Origin of the sequence: Arthrobacter sp. Y-9 (assembly GCF_029690065.1) — a bacterium.
GTDB lineage: Bacteria > Actinomycetota > Actinomycetes > Actinomycetales > Micrococcaceae > Arthrobacter_E.
The window spans coordinates 2,880,350-2,899,854 of sequence record NZ_CP121463.1 but is presented as its reverse complement, the minus strand read 5'-3'; the positions used below and the strand labels follow the sequence as shown (position 1 = coordinate 2,899,854).

Sequence of the window (19,505 nt, the reverse complement as noted above, 5' to 3'; positions counted from 1 at the left end):
GTCCGCGGGGCCGAAAGGGCGGCCTTCTAGACTGTCCGCATGAGCCTCATTCCCGAGCAGGACGAGCAGGAGCGGCCCGGCCGGAGCCGCGTCGCGACCGCGGCCGTGACCATCGGCGGGTTCGTCCTGCTGCTCTGGGCCATCGAGCTGGTCGACACCGTCATGGGCCACCGGCTTGATTCCTTCGGAATCAGGCCCTGGAATCCGTCCGGGCTGAGCGGGATCCTCTTCGCGCCGCTGCTGCACTTGGGCTGGGGTCACTTGATCGCGAACACCGGCCCACTGCTGGTGCTGGGCTTCGTGATCCTGCTGTCCGGAGTCGGCGCGTGGCTGCGGGTCACCGCCGTCGTCTGGCTGGTGGGCGGCATCGGCACCTGGCTCACGGGCGGACCGGGGTCGCTGCACCTCGGCGCCTCCGGGCTGGTGTTCGGCTGGATCGTCTATCTCGTGCTGCGCGGGGTCTTCACCCGGAGCGTGCCCCAGATCGCGCTCGGCGTGGTGATCCTCCTCGCCTACGGGGCCGTTCTCTGGGGTGTTTTCCCAGGTCAGACCGGAATCTCCTGGCAGGGACACTTGTTCGGTGCGATCGGCGGAGTGCTGGCGGCCCGCCTCGAAAAGCCACGGCAGGACAGCCCTGAGGTCTGGCCGCCGACGCGTACCAACCAGTAACCTGCCTCACATGGACTCCTACACCGCCGGGGACGCCAGCGTCCCGCTGCTGAACCGGACGATCGGCGACGACTTCGAAACCGTCGTCCAGCGCTTCCCCGAACGGGAAGCGCTCGTGGAGGCGGGACTTCCCGGCCACGCACCGCGCCGGTGGACGTACCGTGAACTGAACGACGACGTCGACCTCCTGGCGCGTGCCCTCCTCGCCGTGGGCATCGGCGTGGGGGAGCGGGTGGGCATCTGGAGTGCCAATTGCGCCGAGTGGACGGTCCTTCAGTACGCGACGGCCAAGATCGGCGCCATCCTGGTGAACGTCAATCCCGCGTACCGCACGCACGAGCTCGAATTCGTGGCCCGGCAGAACGGCATGCGGATGCTGGTCCTCGCTCCGGATGACCGGAACAGCGACTACGTGGCCATGGCTCGCGCGGCCGTCGAGCACTGTCCCGAACTGCGGGAACTCGTCTTCCTTCCCGGCAACACCGAGACCGATCCGCAGCTGAGCCTGCGGGAGGGGGTCCCGCAGAGCCCCGGGGAGTGGAGCTGGAGCGGGCTGCTCGAGGAGGCGGCCGTCGTCGTGCCCGAAGCGCTCGCGGAGCGGATGGCGGGGCTGGACCCGCACGACGCCATCAACATCCAGTACACCTCCGGCACCACGGGGTTCCCGAAGGGCGCCACCCTCACGCACCACAACATCCTCAACAACGGACACCAGATCGGCGCCCTCCTGAAGTACACCGAGGAGGACAAAGTGGTCATCCCGGTGCCGTTCTACCACTGCTTCGGCATGGTGATCGGGAACCTGAACATCTTCTCCTACGGGGGCACGGCGATCATCCCGTCGCGCTCGTTCAACCCGGCGGCCGCGCTGCGGGCGGTACAGGAGTTCGGGGCGACGTCTCTCTACGGGGTGCCGACCATGTTCATCGCCGAGCTGGCCCTTCCCGACTTCGACTCGTACCGTCTCGAGACCCTGCGGACCGGCGTCATGGCCGGGTCGCTCTGTCCCATCGAGGTCATGAAGCGCGTGATCGGGGAGATGCACATGAAGGACGTGGCCATCTGTTACGGCATGACCGAGACGTCGCCCGTCTCGACCATGACCCGCGAAGGCGACACCCTGGCGCAGCGCACGGAGTCGGTGGGGCGGACGATGCCGCACTGTGAGAGCCGGATCATCGACCCGCTGAGCGGCGAGGTGGTGCCTCGGGGCGAGATCGGCGAGCTGTGCACCCGCGGCTACGTCGTGATGAAGGGCTACTGGGATCAGCCGGACAAGACCGCCGAGGCCATCGACTCCGAGGGCTGGATGCACACCGGAGACCTGGCCCGGATGGACCAGGACGGCTACGTGCTGGTGGAGGGTCGCATCAAGGACCTCGTGATCCGCGGCGGCGAGAACATCTATCCCCGGGAGATCGAGGAGTTCCTTTACCAGCATCCGGACGTTCAGGACGTCCAGGTGATCGGCGTCCCGGACGAGAAGTACGGCGAAGAGCTCATGGCCTGCATCATCCTGAAGCCCGGCGCGCCTGAACTGACCGTGGAAGGCCTCCGCGAGTACTGCGCGGGACGCCTGGCGCACTACAAGATCCCGCGATACCTGGAGCTGCGGGAGAGTTTCCCCATGACCGTCTCCGGCAAGATCCGGAAAGTGGAGATGCGCGAGGAAGCGGTGAAGAGGATGGGGCTGTAGGGGTTCTTCACGAATGCGGGGCCACTTGATGCCGGTTCCTGGCCCTGCGGGTGGCATTAAGTGACCCCGCAATCCTAGGCGGCGGCGGACTCCACTCCGATGAGCTCGCGCAGGTCGTCCGCCTCCACGTTCGCCCCGAAAGCGGGATTCCCGGGCTCGAGGCGGGCGCCGGCGGCGAGCGGGGTCAGGATCACGGGGTCGAAGCCGAGAGCGTCGACCAGCTCAGCGACAGCGCCGAGATCCTCTTCCTGATCACCCGCGACGGCGATCGCCTTCCGTCCGGCTGTCCCGGCGGGCCGGGCGCCTTCGTCCAGGTCGTGGTAGCCCATGTGGTTGAAGGCCTTCAGCACGCGGGACTCGGGCAGGAAGTCCTGGACGATCTCGCTGGTGGACGTCACGGGATTCCGGAGATCGTCGCGCAGACCGTCCGTCTCCCACCAGTAGTTCATCGCGTCGATCACCGGCTTGCCGCGGAGTTCCTCCACCGGAAGGCTCTGGTACTTGCCCAGGGGCAGGGCGAGGACGACCAGGTCAGCCTCTCGCGCGGCTTCCTCCGGACGCACGGCGACGGCGCCGGGGGCCAGGACGGCGGTGATGAGGGAGATTTTGGCGGGGTCGCCGGAGCCCGAGATGAGAACCTTATAGCCCGCCGCGACAGCCAGGCGCGCCAGGACGGTCCCCACCTTTCCGGCGCCGAGGATGCCGAGGGTGAGGGGGTTCTCCTGGTGTGCCGTCATGGCCGGGCGCCTTCCGCTGCAGAATGAATTGACATGTCAATAGTCCGCTTCTACAGTTGACATGTCAACTCGGGAGGAATCATGGCCCACATCCAGCACCGCCCCGGCTCTGCCCGGGACCACCTGCCCACGCGGGAGGAACTGCGCATCTGGCGGAACTACCTGGAGACGGCCGAGGCCCTGCAGGCCCGGCTCGCGGCCCGCTTTCTGAGCGAGACCGCTCTGTCCGCGGGCGACTATCAGGTGCTCCTGGCGCTGAGCGAGGCGGAGCGGAACACCCTGCGCTCCTCGGAGCTCGCGGACCTGGTCGGCTGGGAACGCAGCCGGCTGTCGCACCATCTGGGCCGGATGGAGAAGCGCGGACTCATCAGCAGGAACACCTGCACCGATGAGGCGCGGGGCATCGACGTCCGCGCCACGGACCACGGCCTGGAGACCTTCCGGGCGGCCTCCGTCCCCCATCTGAAAGCGGTGCACGAGCTGTTCCTCGAGGCCTTCACTCCGGACGAGCTCGTGGACGTCGACCGGGTGAGCCAGGCCCTGCGCCGGAATCTCGGGCTCGACTGGGACGGACGGAAGTGAGCGGCGCCTCGGCGGGGGAGGGCGTCCGGCGCGCCGCCGTCGTCGTCATCGGGGCAGGGCAGGCCGGCCTCTCCGCCGGTCATCATCTGCGGCGCAACGGCTTCGTCAGCGCGCTCGCAGAGCCGGAGGCGGAGCGAGGCTTCGTGATGTTCGACGCCGAGGAGCGGCCGGGCGGCGCCTGGCAGCACCGTTGGGCGTCGCTCACCATGGCGACCGTCAACAACATCTTCGATCTGCCCGGACTCCGGCAGCCCTCGGTCGACCCGGCCACGCCCAGCAGGACCGCCGTCCCGGAGTATTTCACCGCGTTCGAAGAGGCCGAGCATCTCCCGATCCTCCGGCCGGTCACGGTGCATTCCGTGTCCCGGGCCGATGACGATCCGGACGGCGAGCTCCTGATCGACACCAGCGCCGGACGGTGGAGTGCCCGGGCGGTGATCAACGCGAGCGGCACCTGGACCAATCCCGTCCTGCCCGACTACCCGGGACGGCAGACGTTCCTCGGCCGACAGCTCCACACCAAGGACTACGTCTCCCTCGACGAGTTCGCGGGGCTCCGCGTGGCCGTGGTGGGCGGTGGGATCTCGGCAGTGCAGCAGCTCGAGGAGATCTCGCGGGTCGCCACAGTCCGTTGGTACACCCGGCGCGAACCGGTCTTCCGCGAGGCCGGGTTCAGCCCGGAAGTCGAAGGGCGCGAGACCATCGAGAAGGTCACCGCCGACGCCGAGGCCGGCAACCCGACCGGCAGCATCGTCTCCTACACGCAGCTCGCCTGGACCCCCTATGCGCGTGCGGCCAAAGCCCGCGGCGCGCTGGAACGCCGGCCGATGTTCAAGGCGATCGAGCCTTACGGCGTGCGGGAGGCGGACGGTTCCTTCACCGGGGTGGACGTGATTCTCTGGGCCACCGGATTCCGCCCGGCTCTGGCGCATCTGGAGCCGCTCGCGCTGCGTAATGAGCGCGGCGGAATCGAGGTCCGGGGCACCCAGGTGGCGGCCGAACCGCGGGTGCACCTGATCGGCTTCGGTCCGTCGCAGTCGACCGTCGGCGCCAACCGGGCTGGCCGGGACGCCGTGGCGGGGATCGTCCGGCTGCTGGACCGGGAACGGGTCGCGGCCGAGGGCTGACGTCTCCCCTCAGGAGGCGTACCGTGGCAGGAGGGCAGGCTTTCAACGAGGAGAGGAACCCGAATGGCCGACGCGACACAGCCGGGACCACTGGACGTGACGTTCACCGCCACGCTCGTGACGAGTCCCGCCAAGGGCGGCTGGACCTATGTGCAGATGGACGGCTCGGCGGAGTACTTCGGAACCCGCGGGCTGGTCCGGGTCACGGGAACCGTCGACGGGGAGCCGTTCGAAAGCTCCTTCATGGCCCTCGGCGACGGCACCCACAAGCTCCCGATCAGTGCTGCGCTGCGGCGACGGAGCGGCAAGACCGCAGGCGACGAGGTGACGGTCCACCTGACCGAGCGGCGGGCCTGAGGGGTTCGGCTTCGGGCCTCAGTGGCCTCGGTGGTCCTGAATCGTCATCTTCGGTCCGTAACGCGGCGCCCGGACGCCGGCCGCGTAGAGCAGCCGGACGACCCGTTGCCGCTGCCCCTCCCATGGGGCGAGCAGGCGCAGCATCCCGGCGTCGTCCGTCCGTTCGCCGGTCAGCGCGAAGCCCACGAACTTGGCCAGGTGGAAATCGCCCACGGAGATGGCGTCAGGGTCTGCGTGCGTGCGCTGGGTGACTTCGGCCGCGGTCCACACCCCGATGCCCGGGATGCTCTGAAGCCCCGCGGCTGCCTCGGTGGCGCTCTTCTCCGCCAGCCGTTCGAGGCCCGACGCCGAGCGCAGCGCCCGCAGGACGGTCGCCGACCGCTGGGGGCCGACCCCGGCGCGGTGCCATTCCCAGGACGGCACGCGCAGCCATTGAGCGGCCGACGGCGCCACCATCAGCCCGGCGGGCGCGAACCGGCCCGCACCCGGAGCCGGGGAGCCGAAGCGGCGCACCAGGTAACGGTAGCCCCGGCGGGCTTCGAGTGTGGTGACCTTCTGTTCGAGGATCGTGGGCACGAGTGACTCGACCACCCGCCCCGTGGCCGGTGCCCGCAGGCCGGGGTTCCGGCGTCGGGCTTCCCGGACCAGTGTGGGCAGGGAGGTGTGGAAGGGGTCGGCGTCGAAGGTTCCCCAGTCATCGGTGAGGCCGAGGAGGGCCGGCGCGGAGGCGATGGCGTGAGCCGCACCGTCGCCCCAGGCCCGCGCCCGCAATTCGTCCCGGTGATGGGTGAGCAGGAGGGACACCGTGCCCTCCGGGGTGCGGAAGGCCGTCCAGAGTCCGCCCGGATGCGGGGCGAAGGTGAGGTCGCCGTCGCCTCGTTGCAAGGGGAAGCACGTGGCCGCGAGCGAGTAGTGCGCCGGCGCCTCCCAGACCTCTTCCGCGTCTGGTGCCGCGGAGACCCCGACCGGGCGCGCGGCAGGTGCCGCGGCACCTGAGGCGCGGGAGGTGGGGAGAACGGAGGTCACGGGAGCATCATGTCACGGGACACTGAACGCTTCCTTTCACCGGGTCGCTTCATGGGGTTCCTTTCATCGCCGCTCGGTTCGCACTCACCGGAAATCCCTCGAGGTGGTCTTGGCCCGCAGGGGGAGGGCCTCCAGTCGGTCGGCCACCAGATTGATGACGCCTTCCTTGCTGCGTTCCATCAGGCCCCGCACCACCATGGCCTTGGCGGTCTGCGCGACGCGTCGGTAGCGGGTCCACACCCCGACGCTGCACACCACGTTGAGAATCCCGGTCTCGTCCTCGAGATTCATGAACGTGATGCCCTGCGCGGTCTGAGGCCGCTGCCGGTGGGTCACGAGCCCCGCGACCTCCACCCGAGTGCCGTCCTCCGCGCTGCGCAGGGCCGTGATCCGCAGGACTCCGCGCGCGTCGAGGGGACCCCGGGCGTGCCGGACCGGGTGGTCGTCCGTGGCGATGCCGGTGGCCCACAGCTCGTACGCCACGGCCTCCTCGTCACCCAGTTCGGGCAGGAGAGGCGGCTGGATGTAAGGCTGCGTGCCGGGGAGCTGGCCCGGCCGTTCGAGCGCGGCAGAGCCTGCCTGCCAGAGGGCCTCACGACGGCTGAGCCCCAGGGATTCGAAGGCTCCGGCCGAGGCGAGTGCTTCGAGCTGTTCCGCGGTGAGGCCGGTGCGCCGGGAGAGATCCGTCAGACCGAGGAAGGGCCCGTTCGTCTCCCGCTCGGTCACGATGCGTTCGGCAAGGTCCTTCCCGATACCCGTGACGCTGGCGATCCCGAGGCGTACGGCGTGCGTCCCGTCGCGGCGGTGGGCCTCGCCGTCGTCGGGAGCCTCGGGATCGAAAGGACCGACCTTGGGCTGGAGGTCGTCCAGGCAGGAATCGAGCCCGCGGCGTGGGGTTCTACGGGATGAGGCTCCGTAGGATGAGGTTCCGTGGGGTGGGGTGGGTGTCCGGGGAGCGTCGTGGCCCCGGGCGGTGTCCCGGTGCGCGTCGCCGGGGTCCGCGCCGTCCTCCGGTTCGCCGTCGTCCGGCTCCAGGCACGCTTCCGCCCGGGAACGCAGGATGTCCGGGCGCAGCACCCGCACCCCGTGACGCCGGGCATCGGCCACCAGAGTCTGCGGTGAGTAGAAGCCCATGGGCTGAGCCCGGAGAAGAGCCGCCAGGAACGCGCCGGGGTAGTGCAGTTTGAGCCAGGAACTCGCGTAGACGAGCAGTGCGAAGCTCAGGGAATGCGATTCCGCGAAGCCGAAATTGGCGAACGCTTTGATCTGCAGATAGATGGTCTGGGCCTCCTCAGGGCTCAGCCCGTTCTCCGCCATGCCGGCGAAGAGCTTCTGTTTCAGGCTGTCGATCCTCTCGATTCCGCGCTTGGAACCCATGGCCCGGCGCAGGAGATCGGCGTCCTCGGCGCTGCACCCGCCGATCGCCATGGCCATCTGCATGAGCTGCTCCTGGAACAAGGGGACGCCGAGGGTCCGTTTGAGGACCGGCTCGAGGAGAGGGTGAGGGTAGGTTTCCTTCTCTTCCCCGGAGCGGCGCCGGATGTAAGGGTGGACGGCGCCGCCCTGGATGGGGCCGGGCCGGATGAGCGCGATCTCCACCACCAGGTCGTAGAACTCCCGGGGACGCAGGCGGGGGAGAGTGCTCATCTGAGCCCGGGACTCCACCTGGAACACTCCCACCGAATCGGCCCGGCAGAGCATGTCGTAGACGGCGGGCTCCTCTTTCGGCAGATCTGCCAGGGTCCAGCGTTCGCCGAAGTTCTCTTCGACCAGGTCGAAGCAGTACTGGAGCGCGGCGAGCATCCCGAGGCCCAGGAGGTCGAACTTGACGAGCCCCATCCACTCGCAATCATCCTTGTCCCATTGCAGAACCGTGCGGTTCTCCATGCGCGCATGCTCGATCGGCACCACTTCCCCCACGGGGCGTTCGGTCAGGACCATGCCGCCCGAGTGGATGCCGAGGTGCCGCGGATAGCCGAGCAGCTGCTCGGCGAGGGCGAGGACGGGTTCCGGAATGACGGCGTCGTCCGATGGTCCTTCCGAATCCGCTGGTCCCTTCGAGGAGGACGAGGACCCGGACGGCCGTGACGGTCGGGACGGTTGAGAGGAATGGGAGGACCGGGACGGCTTTGTCCGGCCCTCCGCGGCCCTGCTCTCCGGCTGCCCTCCTCCTGCCACGGCCGGATCCGCAGTGGTGTCCGCAGCAGATTCCCGGGCCGCCGGCTCGTGTGCCTCCGACTCGCGGGCCCCTGTCTCTCTCGCCCCTGACTCCCGGGCCTCTGAGAGGGCGTCCCAGCGGTTCAGCTGCTTGGACCACGCATCCTGCTGGCCCTGGCTGTAGCCGAAGGCCTTCGCGACATCCCGCACGGCGTTCTTGGGCCGGTAGCTGATGACGTTCGCCACCTGTGCCGCATTGGCCCGGCCATAGGTGGCGTAGACGTGCTGAATGACCTCTTCGCGCCGGTCCGAGTCGAAGTCGACATCGATGTCCGGTTCCTCCTCCCGCAGGCTCGAAAGAAAGCGTTCGAACGGCAGGCGGTACATGATGCTGTCCACGGCCGTGATGCCGAGGAAGTAGCAGGCGGCGGAATTCGCTGCGGATCCCCGGCCCTGGCAGAGGATGCCCCGGCTCTTCGCGAACTGAGTGATCTCATGAACGATCAGGAAATAGCCCGGGAAGTCCTTCTTCTCGATCACGGCCAGCTCCTGCTCGACCCGGGCCCGCACCTCCTCCACGGGCACCGGCCCACGCCACCCCGGCCCTGGAGCGCCATACCGTTCCGTGATGCCCTGCTCCACCAGCTCGCGCAGATACGACATGGGGGTGTGCCCCTCCGGGACGTCCTGCTGTGGCAGTTTCGGGCGGGCCGAACGGAGCGGGAAGGAGAGCTGGTCGGCCAGCAGGACCGTGTTCGCCACAGCGCCCGGATACCGTGCGAAGCGACGGGCCATCTCCTCACCGCTTCTCAGATGGGCTCCGTCGCTCGCGGGAAGCCAGCCGTCCATCTCATCGAGGCTCCGGCGCGCTCGGACGGCGGCGAGAGCCGTGGCCAGCGGGTGGCGGGACGGCTCCGCGAAATGCACCGCATTCGTGGCGACGCAGGGCAGGCCCAGCCGGTCGGCGATCGCGGCAAGGGCGTCATTGTGAGCGCTGTCGAGGGGATTGCCGTGATCGAAGAGCTCGACGGCGACACCCTCCGGCCCGAACCGCTCGACGAGGCGGCGCACGGCATGTTCGGCGGCGGCTTCGGGGCTGCGGAACCCGCCGTCCGCACCGGCTCCTGCGAGGGCCCGCCGGACGGCCCCTTTTCGGCAGCCCGTGAGAACCACGGCGTGTCCGCGCAGCCGCACGGCGAGGTCGTCGAGGTCGAAGACGGGGCGCCCTTTCTCCGCACCCACGGCGAGCTGGGCCTGCGTAATGGCCCCGGCCAGACGGTGGTAGCCCTCCTCGCCCCGGGCCAGCACCAGGAGGTGTTCGCCCTCGGGATCGGCCACCCCGTTCTGCGGTGCGCTCAGACCGAGGGAGAGCTCCGCGCCGAAGATGGTTTTGAGCCCATAGGCTTCGGCGGCCTCGGCCAGCCGGACCACTCCGTAGAAGCCGTCATGGTCGGTGATGGCCAGGGCGTGCAGGCCCAGTTTCACGGCCTCCTCCACGAGTTCCTCCGGGGAGGAGGCACCGTCCAGAAAGCTGTAGTGCGAATGCGCATGTAGTTCGGCGTACGGAATGGTGACCCTGGTGCCGGCTGCCCGTCCGTGATGTCCGCTTCGCGCCCGACCGGGCTCCGCCGTCGTGCGTCCGCCTGCGCCGGAGAAGTCCGGGTCTGCGCTGAGCGATGGGGCGCTGAGGGGCGAGGCACCGGCTGAGGCCGGGTCCGTTCCGGACTTCTCGGTGGCTGCGGCGAGGAGCTGGGGGAGTGGGATGTACGGGCCGCGTTTGTGGGACCACGCGGGGCTGTCCCCGCCGTCGCGCTCGATCGGAGCCCGCCCGGCGTCAGTGCGCTTGGCCTTCCGTTTCCCGGCACGCTGGACCTCGGTGCCGTCGAGGATGTCATGGAGCTGTTGCCATGGCATGGAGGGGTTGTTCCAGCCCACCGTCTTCTCCTTCCCGCTGTTCAGAATGACCGCTGTTCAGAGTGGCTGCCCCGCCTGCTCATGCTGTCAGTCGTACCGGGCTTCCGCCCACCACTCGCCGCCTTCGCCGAGCAGAAGCCAGGCCTCGTTCTCACTGTCGAGGATCTGAAAGCGCTCGGCCTGGCGTTTCTCCTCCGCATCCCACCAGCGCTGCCGCAACAGCCAGGGCCCGGCCCACCCCACGACGGCCCGGCGCAGGGCACGGGGGCCGGGGGAGAACCAGGCCGGAGGCGCGGCCAGATCCCCTCGTTCCCCGACCTGTAGGGTGCCCGAATGCTCGTCCAGCAAGCGGACCGGCAGAGGTTCGGGGAACACCGTGGCCGGCAAAGGGTCCGGGATGGCGCCGGGCCAGGGTCGTTCTGCGCGTGCTGCCGTGCCGGACGGGGCCTCCTCGCCCCAGGGCACCAGCAGGCTGCGTTCCGCCAGGAGACGGCCGCCTCCCGGCACAGGGTGCAGCACGGATCCATGGCCGAGCATCGTCTGGAGACGCCGGAGGCCATGGTCGAGACGTTCGTCCACGCCACCGAACAGGGCCTGTCCACGGCGGCCCAGCAGGTCCACGGCATCCGGGATGACCCTGATCTGGACGATGGGGGCGCCGAGGGCTTCACCCGTCATCCTCCACCGGGCTCCCGGGGCGGCAGTGTTCGCCGGGGCGGTCTTCCGGCGTGCCGGGGCCGGAACGCCGGACGACTGGAGCTGCCAGCGGATGCGGTCCACGACGTCGCCCGCGCCGAAGTGATGCGGGTGCCCCCAGCTGCGTTCGGAGCGATGCCCGGCGTCGTCCGTGATGCTCACTCGCAAGGTGGTGCAGGCGAGCCCTTGACGACGCAGCCGTTCCACGAATTCCTCCGCGGTCGGCCGCACGGCGAAAGCGATCTGATCCACCCGGTCCAGGCCGGGCTCGAACGTGATGGTCCGGTCCTGGGGAGGAGGAGGGATCCGTGGCACGATCTCCCGGGGATCCCGCCCGCGGGCGCAGGCGTGGGCCAGGAACCCCGCGGCGCCGAACCGGGACCGGACATCCGACGATGACAGGGCCGCGAGGCTGCCCAGGGTCTGGATGCCGAGACGGATCAGCAAGGAGACGAGCCGGGGCTCGCCCAGGACCGTGACCGGAATTCCTGCGAGGAAAGCGGGAGAGTCTCCTTCTGCGACGATGAACAGTGGCGAGAGCTCCGTGGTGCTGCGTGCCGCCTGTTCGGCTGCGAACACCGAATCCGCGATCCCGGCCCTCGCTTCGAGCCCCAGCTGCGCGGCCGCTTCAAGGGCGGCGCCGACGGCGGCCTCCTCACTCCCGTAGTAACGGACGGCGCCCCGGGCACGGATGACACACAGGCCGGGACGGAGGATCTGCACCCCCGGCAGCACGGCCTCGAGGGCCGTGACGACCGGTTCGAACTCCCGGGAGTCCCGGTCAGGGTCGGCGTGCAGCGTCACGAGGTCGGGGCAACGGGACTGTGCTTCGCGGACGCGGATGCCCCGGACCACGCCGGCTGCCCTCGCCTCGGACGAGCAGACCGCGACGAGACCCTTCTCGAGGAGCGCCGCGGGGACACGCTCAGGGATCTCCTCCGCCAGCTGTGCGGCGACGAGTGGCCAGTCGGGGAACCAGACGATGAGCGCCCGGGGGACGCCGGACGGCGTCCCCGTGCTGGGTGCCTCTGTGCTCGGTGTTCTCGCGTCCGGCCTTCTTGCGTCCGGTGGTCTCACGTTCATGGTGAGACCTGCACGAGAGCAGGGCGGTGAGCCGTCGACGCGTGCGGGGCCCGGGACGCTGACTGTCCTCCGGTGCCCTGCCACGTTCCGGCGCCGTCCAGGTTTCCGGAGGAATCCAGTGACGCGAGATCCAGGGAGGCGGTCCGGGTGCGCCCACGGTGCTGGAGTTCCAGCTCCATCCGGTGCCGCCTCAGGTGACCATGGCCGTCGCCGAGCCCTTCCCAGCGAGAGCCGCGCACCCGGAGCAGTCCCTCACTCTGCGGCCAGGGGCCGAGGACCAGGAGCGTTCCGCCGCGTTCGCGCAGGCGTGAGGCGAGGCGCGCCGCGTCCCCCGGGGCGACCCGGCCGGGAGGCCGGACCAGCAGCACCGGAAGGACGTCCGCAAGGGTCGAGACGACGGGGACCCACTCCGGTCCGGTGTCCGGGACCAGCACGAACCGTTCGAGCACGACGCCGAAGCCCGCGGCGGCCTCGGCGCCGAAGTCGGGGATGCCCGCCGCGCCGCACCACTGGCCGTTCGCGGACGGCCCCGCGAGCAGCGCCATGGCCACGGAAAGAGGGGTCTCGAGCGAATACGCCGCACCGCCCTTCAGCCCAGAGGGGAAAAGCCTTCGAAACCCCGGAATCACGGGGTGAGAGCCCTCCCTATTGCCCCTGCCCTGCATCACGTGGATGCGTTCCTGGAGCGCGCGCAGACCGTCCTCCGCGGAGGCGGTGGAGACGGAGCTGAGCGGGAGTGGCATGCCTCCATTATTCGAAAGTATGTTCGATTAAGTCAATCGGGCGAAGGGGTGCCTGTGGATACTTCGAGACCCCTTCCGGAGGGGTCTGCGAGGCTCCGGAAGGGGTCGTTTCGGGCGCTTTTCGGCGGGTTTCAGGGACCTTCTCGGAGCGGGCGGTGACGTCGTCGCTGGTCAGGTGGTCGGGGAGGGATGGCGGCGTTCGGCGGGGCGGTCAGCGGGCCGGGGGTCGCCGTCGTCGTCGCGCCGGAGACCGCTCCAGCCTGCCGCTCCGGCGACCGCGCTGAGGCCCGCCAGTGTGAGGAGCGCGGCCGGCAGGGTCCAGAGGGTGGCGAGCGCGCCGACGAGGAGAGGGCCGCCTGCGTCGCCGAGTTCGCGCCCCATCTCGGCGCTGCCCATCGTCCGGCCCATCCGTTCCTCGGGAGTCGTCGCGGCGAGGTGTGCGAAGGCGAGCGGCGTCAGCGTGCCGGTCATCACGCCGAACGCCAGGGTCGCGGCGAAAAGCGTGACGGCGTTCGGCCAGAAGGCGAGGAGGGTGAGGCCGACGGCGGCCAGGGCCATACCGACGGCGCTGCCGGTGGCGGTCCGGAGCCGCCCTTCGTCGTGCAGTCGTCCGATGACCGGCTGCGCGGCGGTCGAGGTCAGAGCGAGCAGTGCCACTGCGGCGGCACCCGTCAGGGGATGAAGCTCCAGGCGGACCGCCAGCAGGGGCAGGAAGCCGACCGCGACGCCGAGAACGGCGGTGGTCATCGCCATCAGCAGGGTGGGCAACAGGAAGCCGCGCGCCGTCACCTGCCGTGCCAGATCCCGGAGGGTCGAGCGCTGCCGTGGTGCCGGGGGCAGCGCCGGAAGGCCGCGGCTCACCCAGACGGCCGCGGCCAGGGCGAAGAGTGCGAGTGCCAGATAGAGGGACTGGATCCCGAACCATCCGGTGAGGGCGATGCCGATCAGCGGTCCCAGCACATACCCCAGGCTCTTCCAGGCGCCGTACCGTCCGAAGTAGCGGCCGAGCCGCTCCTTGCCAGCCAGTCGTGCGACCGCGGCCGACGACGCCGGAGAGAACGCCGACGCGGCCGCGCCCTGCCCCAGCCGGGCGAGGGCCAGCATGGCGGGGGAGGCGCTGAGCAAGGCCAGGAGGGACGCTGCGGCGAAGGCGATCAGACCGCCGATGATCACCGGCTTCGCGCCGATCCGGTCGCTGAGGGCCCCGAAGACCGGCTTCAGGACGACCTCGGCCAGGTCGTAGAGCGCCAGGATCGCCCCGAGTCCCAGGAGGGTCAGTCCCAGGTCGGCGGATTCCGCGCCCAGGACCGAGGCCACTCCGTGCGCTCCGAAGGCGGAGGTGAAGCCTGCCAGGTAGAGGGGGATGAGGGGGCGGGCCGTGTCATTCGATGCCGTCACATCAATCAATGTAACAGGCGTTACAAATGCTCGTGTGCCTGTGGTGAGCGATCAGGGTCTGTCAGGTGTTACGGTCCAAGGCATGGGTGCAGAGATCGAATGGGTTCTTGCCGTCGTCCAGGTCCCGGCCGAGCCGTCGCGGCACCGGGTGGCGGTCTGGCGTGAGCTGCGCCGAGCCGGAGCCGTCCTCATCTCGCAGAGCACCTGGGCGCTGCCCGCCACCGAACCCTTCCGCTCGGCGCTGGAGAAAGCCGCGCAGCTCGCGGCCGACGGCGGCGGAACCCTGGCGACGTTCGACGCCGGCCCGCGGGACAGCGCCTCACAGGACTTCATCGAGTCCGCGTTCCGGGCGGCTCGGGTGGATGAATGGCGCGAGTTCCTGGCCGATTGCGGAAAATTCGCCGAGGAGATCGACCGGGAGATCGCCAAGGAGAAATTCACCTTCGCCGAACTCGAGGAGGAGGAACAGAGTCTGGACCGGCTGCGCCGTTGGTACCGGGATCTGAAGAGGCGCGACGTCCTCGCCCTCCCGGAGGCGCAGGAGGCCTCCGACCGGCTCTCCGGCTGCGAAGACCATCTCCACCAGTTCTCCGAGCACGTCTACCGGGCGACGCGCGAACCGGGGGCCTGAATCCTCTTACGGGGCCTTTCCACAAGCCCGCGTGACCTTGGATTTCCACATCCCTCCTGCCGCCCCCGCGCTGTCAGTGCCAGCGGATAGAGTTGATGCCATGAAGTACGCGGAGTCCGTCCTGGACCTGATCGGCAACACGCCCCTCATCAAGCTCAACCACGTGACCGAAGGCATCGAAGCCACCGTCCTGGTCAAGCTCGAATACCTCAACCCCGGCGGGTCCATCAAGGACCGCATCGCGGCGAAGATGGTCGCGGATGCGGAGGCGAGCGGCAAGCTCCAGCCCGGTGGCACCATCGTGGAGCCCACCAGCGGCAACACGGGTGTCGGCCTGGCGCTCGTGGCTCAGCAGAAGGGCTACAAGTGCATCTTCGTGGTCCCGGACAAGGTGGGCGAGGACAAGCGCGCCGTGCTGCAGGCGTACGGCGCCGAAGTCGTGGTGACCCCCACCTCCGTGGCCCCGGACAGCCCGCAGAGCTACTACGGGGTCTCGGACCGTCTGGTCCGCGAGATCCCCGGCGCCTACAAGCCGGACCAGTTCTCCAACCCGGCCGCCCCCGGCAGCCACTACGAGTCCACCGGTCCCGAGATCTGGCAGGACACCGACGGCAAGATCACCCACGTGGTGATCGGCGCAGGCACCGGCGGCACCATCACCGGCACCGGCCGGTACCTCAAAGAGGTCTCCGCGGACCGTCCCGCATCCGAGGGCGGCCAGGTCAAGGTCATCGGCGCGGACCCGGAAGGCTCCGTCTACTCCGGTGGCACCGGACGCCCGTACTTCGTCGAGGGCGTGGGCGAGGACATGTGGCCCGGCAACTATGACAAGTCCGTGCCGGACGAGGTCATCGCCGTCTCGGATGCCGATTCCTTCGCCATGACCCGCCGGCTCGCCCGTGAAGAGGGCCTGCTGGTGGGTGGTTCCAGCGGCATGGCGGTGGTCGCCGCGCTGCGTGCGGCGAAGGACCTCCCGAAGGATGCCGTGGTCGTGGTGATCCTCCCGGACTCCGGGCGTGGCTACCTCGCCAAGATCTTCAACGACCAGTGGATGCGGTCCTACGGCTTCCTCCCGGGCGCTGAGGAGGACACCGTGGGCGCCGTGCTGGAAGGGAAGAACGGATCCCTGCCGGACTTGGTCCACATCCATCCCAACGAATCCGTCCGCGACGTCATCAACATCATGAACGAGTACGGGGTGGACCACATCCCCGTGCTGTCCGCCGAACCGCCCGTGGTGATGGGCGAGGTTCTGGGTTCCGTGGACGAACGCACCCTGACCAGCAAACTCTTCCGCGGCGAAGCCAAGATGACGGACAAGATCGCGGACCACATGGGGGAGAAGCTGCCCGTGATCGGCTCCCTCGAGTCCATCTCCGCGGCCCGCGCCCTGCTCTCCGAGTCGGACACCATCATGGTGACCTTCGTCGGAGCGCCCGTGGGCATCGTGACCCGTCACGATCTCCTCGCCTACCTCAGCAACTGACGCCCACCGGCACACGCCTCATGGAAGGGAAACACCATGTCCCACGCAGCTGACCGCACCGCGGGGTTCAACACCACCGCAGTCCACGCCGGCCAGGCCTTCGAACCCCGGACCGGCGCCGTGGTCCCGCCCCTGCACTTCTCCTCCACCTACGCACAGGACGGCATCGGCGGCCTGCGCGACGGGTACGAGTACGGCCGCGGCGGCAACCCCACCCGTGACGCACTCCAGGAGCAGCTCGCCGCGGTGGAAGGCGGCAAGTACGCCTACTCCTTCGGGTCGGGCCTGGCCGCAGAGGACGCCCTGATCCGGGCCCTCTGCCGCCCGGGGGACCACATCGTGCTGGGCAACGACGCCTACGGTGGCACGTACCGCCTGATCTCCCGCATCCACGGGGACTGGGGCATCGGCAACACCGCCGTGAACCTGGCTGATCTGGAAGCCACCGCTCAGGCTGTGCGAGACCACCAGACCCGCCTGCTCTGGGTCGAGACGCCGTCGAACCCCATGATGCGCATCAGCGACATCGCGGCGCTCGCGGACATCGCTCACGACGCCGGGGCCCTCCTGGTGGTGGACAACACCTTCGCCTCGCCGTACCTGCAGAACCCGCTGGCGCTGGGTGCCGACATCGTCATCCACTCCACCACCAAGTACATCGGCGGACACTCCGATGTGGTGGGCGGCGCCGTGGTGCTCAACGATGAGGAACTGGCTCAGAAGGTGCAGTTCCTGCAGTTCGCCGCCGGTGGCGTCTCCGGCCCCATGGACGCGTTCCTCACCACCCGCGGTCTGAAGACCCTGGGCGTGCGCATGGACCGTCACTGCAAGAACGGACAGGCCGTGGCCGAATGGCTGCTGACCCGTCCTGAGGTGGAGGCCGTGCTGTACCCGGGTCTGCCCGACCACCCCGGTCACGAGCTCGCCGCGAAGCAGATGCGCGGCTTCGGTGGCATGGTGTCCGTCCAGTTCAAGGGCGGCGCCGAGGCGGCCCGCAAGGTGGCCGAGTCCACTCGGGTGTTCACGCTGGCCGAGTCGCTGGGCGGCATCGAGTCCCTCATGAACTACCCGGCCGAGATGACTCACGCCTCGGTCAAGGGCACCGAGCTGGCCGTCCCGGACAACCTGCTGCGCCTCTCGTGCGGCATCGAGGACGTCGAGGATCTCCTGGCGGACCTGGAGCAGGCCTTCGCCCAGCTCTGATTCCCCGGGACTTTGGCCTGAAGCGCCGGTCGAGCACGGTGGTCCCCCACGGGGCCGTGCTCGGCCGGCGTTGTGCGTTGAGGCGCTCAGTCCCCTTTCCTCAAAGAGCGACAGCGAGCCCACCCGAGAGGCGACGATCCGGCGGTTGGGCCTCAAATCTCCAGCTGCAAGGTAGGAGGTTTTCGTCCGAACACCCTGGCACTGTCTAGAACTCGTCTCCCTTGCGGTGCCGCCGCCGAGTCGCTGCGCGGTCAAGGATCATCAGCCCCCTGATACTCGTGATGAGTCTGCGGCAAGTTTCGAATTTTACTCCTGAGCGTCAGCTGTTAACCTGAGGCCATGTGGGACCATGACGTGCGTGTAGCTTTGCATGCCTTCCTTGAGGAGGAACACGTTCATCAGAGGACCCCTACTCGTATCTTGGACGAGCTTGGCCTGGCCGGTGAGGTACGGGTGGATGTTGCCGTTTTGAACGGGTCTTTCTCAGGGTTTGAGATCAAGAGCGAACGAGACACGTTGAAGCGTTTGCCTAAGCAGGTCGAGGTGTATTCAAAGATCCTTGACTATATGACGTTGGTGGTAGCTGATCGGCACCTTGAGCATGCGTTGGAACAGGTGCCCGGCTGGTGGGGAGTGCTCACTGCCCGCGCTACCGACTCCGGGGTGCGTTTGAGCCGCCATCGCCAGGGATTGCCGAACCCCGGAGTCGAAGCCGCTTTTCTTGCGACCTTGTTGTGGCGCGATGAGCTCCTGGCTGCTTTGGAAGACCGGGGCCTTGTTAAGGGGTTCCGATCCAAGCCGGCGAATACTCTACGTGCTCGGCTCGTCGAGCATCTCAGTGGTGAGGAAGTGTCGGAGCTTGTGAGGGAGCAGCTGAAGGCCCGGACAAACTGGAGAGGGAATGTAGCGTGACCTCGATGTGCCTATAGGTTGCCCATTGTCGCCACGTCCCCGCGTTGCCCGGCTTGTAGGGCATTGAAGAGTCGAGGGTGTTATCGATCCAGTCATCGGCGCGGGTTCGAATTGGAGTGCCATAAAGATGATGCTGGGTGAGCGGCCCGGTAGCGGTCGGAACCGCTTTACCTCCTTTCCCTCTGCCTTGGCTTGCTTTATAGAGGTCACCTCGGCTGAACAACCAGTTTTCTTCCGTGGTGTAACGGAATGTGGCACTGATGGCCAGATAACGGGGATCAACCTCGAGCACAGCCTCTGGGTTGATGACAAGGTGGTCGAAGAAGTCTGCCCGGCGAGAGTCGGGTCCATTGAATGCTTGGCGACCAGCAGAATACTGCCTCCAATCATGTCGGGGGAGTACCGAGACCCCCTTGTCAGCCGGAGTAGCGGCCGGCCAGGCGTAGCCGCCCACCGTTACGCTCCGCCACTGCGTGGCTGATGGTGCCTGAAGCTCCGTCTGGATGGCCGAGGCTACAAAGGAACTGGTATCGGCGCCGAAATCGAGGAGAAGATCGACGTCGGCAGGTGCCACGCCCACCGCTGCGAGGATCGCCTGTGATGGCGAGGGGTTTTTGCTGGGCCACTCGGGCCCGGTCAGCTTCAAAGCGATTCCTCTCCCGGTCTCGTGATGCAGCGCCCGTGCGGCCGCTACAAGGGAAGAGGAACTCTCCGGTGTGAGGACCGGGGTCAGAGCCAAACCGAGTGACTCAGTCTTGCGGACCAGCCAGATGATCGGGTGGGTCGATCCATGGATGGGACGTTCATCATCGAGGAGCGAGGTGTCGACGAAGGCCTGGGGTGCCTTCCTGGCGGGGACGAGTTTCTCGGGAAATGGCGCGATGTGCTGTGCCATGGACTTCGTATGATCACCCTTGTCGTAGTCGAAGGGTCTTGCCGGGATGACAAAAATCGGTGTGAACCTCTCATGTGCCTCTTTCGAAAGATCCCTCAAGGCCTTCAACTCTCCTTCCCGGGCGAGGGTGAACGGTCGGTAATGTGGTGAGCCGCTTTGCTCAGTGTTTTCTTGGGACATCAGTCCTCCTGAA

15 protein-coding genes are annotated in these 19,505 nt (G+C 68.3%); 8 read left to right on the top strand and 7 right to left on the bottom strand.

The window, feature by feature from the left end:
• Positions 1-39 precede the first annotated feature (39 nt).
• Both P9849_RS13120 and P9849_RS13115 read left to right on the top strand, forming a co-directional pair.
• A complete protein-coding gene (locus P9849_RS13120; protein WP_278267180.1) occupies positions 40-669 on the top strand; it encodes a rhomboid family intramembrane serine protease in 630 nt (209 codons plus the stop codon).
• Between the two features lie 10 nt (positions 670-679).
• Positions 680-2,365 (top strand): AMP-binding protein, encoded by a 1,686-nt coding sequence (locus tag P9849_RS13115; protein WP_278267179.1) that lies wholly within the window; start codon positions 680-682, stop codon positions 2,363-2,365.
• Positions 2,366-2,439: 74 nt separating this feature from the next.
• Here the strand turns inward: P9849_RS13115 and P9849_RS13110 are convergent, their stop codons facing one another.
• On the bottom strand, positions 2,440-3,102 hold the full coding sequence (locus tag P9849_RS13110) for an NAD(P)-binding domain-containing protein (protein WP_278267178.1): 663 nt from the start codon (positions 3,100-3,102) through the stop codon (positions 2,440-2,442).
• Positions 3,103-3,183: 81 nt separating this feature from the next.
• Between P9849_RS13110 and P9849_RS13105 the strand changes: the two genes are divergently transcribed.
• The 3 genes from P9849_RS13105 (at position 3,184) to P9849_RS13095 (ending at position 5,168) form a co-directional block, all read left to right on the top strand.
• Positions 3,184-3,684, top strand: coding sequence for a MarR family transcriptional regulator (locus tag P9849_RS13105; protein WP_278267177.1), 501 nt, complete (start codon positions 3,184-3,186; stop codon positions 3,682-3,684).
• Entirely contained in the window at positions 3,681-4,811 is a 1,131-nt protein-coding gene (locus P9849_RS13100; protein ID WP_278267176.1) for an NAD(P)-binding domain-containing protein, read from the top strand. Before P9849_RS13105 ends, P9849_RS13100 begins: the two co-directional genes overlap by 4 nt.
• Before the next feature lie 63 nt (positions 4,812-4,874).
• Complete coding sequence (locus P9849_RS13095; RefSeq protein ID WP_278267175.1) at positions 4,875-5,168, top strand: DUF1905 domain-containing protein; 294 nt, start codon at positions 4,875-4,877, stop codon at positions 5,166-5,168.
• Between the two features lie 18 nt (positions 5,169-5,186).
• Here the strand turns inward: P9849_RS13095 and P9849_RS13090 are convergent, their stop codons facing one another.
• The 5 genes from P9849_RS13090 to P9849_RS13070 form a co-directional block, all read right to left on the bottom strand.
• Positions 5,187-6,194: a 3-methyladenine DNA glycosylase gene (locus tag P9849_RS13090; RefSeq protein ID WP_347567904.1), complete on the bottom strand. Its 1,008-nt coding sequence runs from the start codon at positions 6,192-6,194 to the stop codon at positions 5,187-5,189.
• An 84-nt stretch (positions 6,195-6,278) separates the two neighbouring features.
• Entirely contained in the window at positions 6,279-10,265 is a 3,987-nt protein-coding gene (locus P9849_RS13085; protein WP_278267174.1) for an error-prone DNA polymerase, read from the bottom strand.
• Between the two features lie 87 nt (positions 10,266-10,352).
• Positions 10,353-12,044 carry a DNA polymerase Y family protein gene (locus P9849_RS13080; protein WP_278267173.1) on the bottom strand — a complete coding sequence of 564 codons (1,692 nt, stop codon included), beginning with the start codon at positions 12,042-12,044 and terminating at the stop codon, positions 10,353-10,355.
• Positions 12,041-12,787 carry a hypothetical protein gene (locus tag P9849_RS13075; protein WP_278267172.1) on the bottom strand — a complete coding sequence of 249 codons (747 nt, stop codon included), beginning with the start codon at positions 12,785-12,787 and terminating at the stop codon, positions 12,041-12,043. Before P9849_RS13075 ends, P9849_RS13080 begins: the two co-directional genes overlap by 4 nt.
• Positions 12,788-12,958: 171 nt before the next feature.
• On the bottom strand, positions 12,959-14,185 hold the full coding sequence (locus tag P9849_RS13070; protein WP_278267171.1) for an MFS transporter: 1,227 nt from the start codon (positions 14,183-14,185) through the stop codon (positions 12,959-12,961).
• An 82-nt stretch (positions 14,186-14,267) separates the two neighbouring features.
• Here P9849_RS13070 and P9849_RS13065 point away from each other — a divergent pair, with 82 nt between their 5' ends.
• The 3 genes from P9849_RS13065 to P9849_RS13055 all read left to right on the top strand — a co-directional run bounded on the left by P9849_RS13065 (position 14,268) and on the right by P9849_RS13055 (position 17,505).
• Positions 14,268-14,816, top strand: a complete 549-nt coding sequence (locus P9849_RS13065; protein WP_278267170.1) for a Chromate resistance protein ChrB — start codon at positions 14,268-14,270, stop codon at positions 14,814-14,816.
• Between the two features lie 100 nt (positions 14,817-14,916).
• Positions 14,917-16,302, top strand: coding sequence for a cystathionine beta-synthase (locus P9849_RS13060; RefSeq protein WP_107004355.1), 1,386 nt, complete (start codon positions 14,917-14,919; stop codon positions 16,300-16,302).
• 36 nt (positions 16,303-16,338) lie between these two features.
• Complete coding sequence (locus P9849_RS13055; RefSeq protein WP_278267169.1) at positions 16,339-17,505, top strand: cystathionine gamma-synthase; 1,167 nt, start codon at positions 16,339-16,341, stop codon at positions 17,503-17,505.
• Between the two features lie 835 nt (positions 17,506-18,340).
• On the opposite strand, the gene P9849_RS13050 is transcribed toward P9849_RS13055, so the two are convergent.
• Positions 18,341-19,492, bottom strand: a complete 1,152-nt coding sequence (locus tag P9849_RS13050) for a hypothetical protein (protein WP_278267168.1) — start codon at positions 19,490-19,492, stop codon at positions 18,341-18,343.
• Positions 19,493-19,505 lie beyond the last annotated feature (13 nt).

Coding starts and splice junctions, on each gene's coding strand:
- P9849_RS13120 (WP_278267180.1), top strand. CDS start 40: ATGAGCCTCATTCCCGAGCAGGACGAGCAGGAGCGGCCCGGCCGGAGC.
- P9849_RS13115 (WP_278267179.1), top strand. CDS start 680: ATGGACTCCTACACCGCCGGGGACGCCAGCGTCCCGCTGCTGAACCGG.
- P9849_RS13110 (WP_278267178.1), bottom strand. CDS start 3,102: ATGACGGCACACCAGGAGAACCCCCTCACCCTCGGCATCCTCGGCGCC.
- P9849_RS13105 (WP_278267177.1), top strand. CDS start 3,184: ATGGCCCACATCCAGCACCGCCCCGGCTCTGCCCGGGACCACCTGCCC.
- P9849_RS13095 (WP_278267175.1), top strand. CDS start 4,875: ATGGCCGACGCGACACAGCCGGGACCACTGGACGTGACGTTCACCGCC.
- P9849_RS13085 (WP_278267174.1), bottom strand. CDS start 10,265: ATGCCATGGCAACAGCTCCATGACATCCTCGACGGCACCGAGGTCCAG.
- P9849_RS13080 (WP_278267173.1), bottom strand. CDS start 12,044: ATGAACGTGAGACCACCGGACGCAAGAAGGCCGGACGCGAGAACACCG.
- P9849_RS13075 (WP_278267172.1), bottom strand. CDS start 12,787: ATGCCACTCCCGCTCAGCTCCGTCTCCACCGCCTCCGCGGAGGACGGT.
- P9849_RS13065 (WP_278267170.1), top strand. CDS start 14,268: ATGGGTGCAGAGATCGAATGGGTTCTTGCCGTCGTCCAGGTCCCGGCC.
- P9849_RS13060 (WP_107004355.1), top strand. CDS start 14,917: ATGAAGTACGCGGAGTCCGTCCTGGACCTGATCGGCAACACGCCCCTC.
- P9849_RS13055 (WP_278267169.1), top strand. CDS start 16,339: ATGTCCCACGCAGCTGACCGCACCGCGGGGTTCAACACCACCGCAGTC.
- P9849_RS13050 (WP_278267168.1), bottom strand. CDS start 19,492: ATGTCCCAAGAAAACACTGAGCAAAGCGGCTCACCACATTACCGACCG.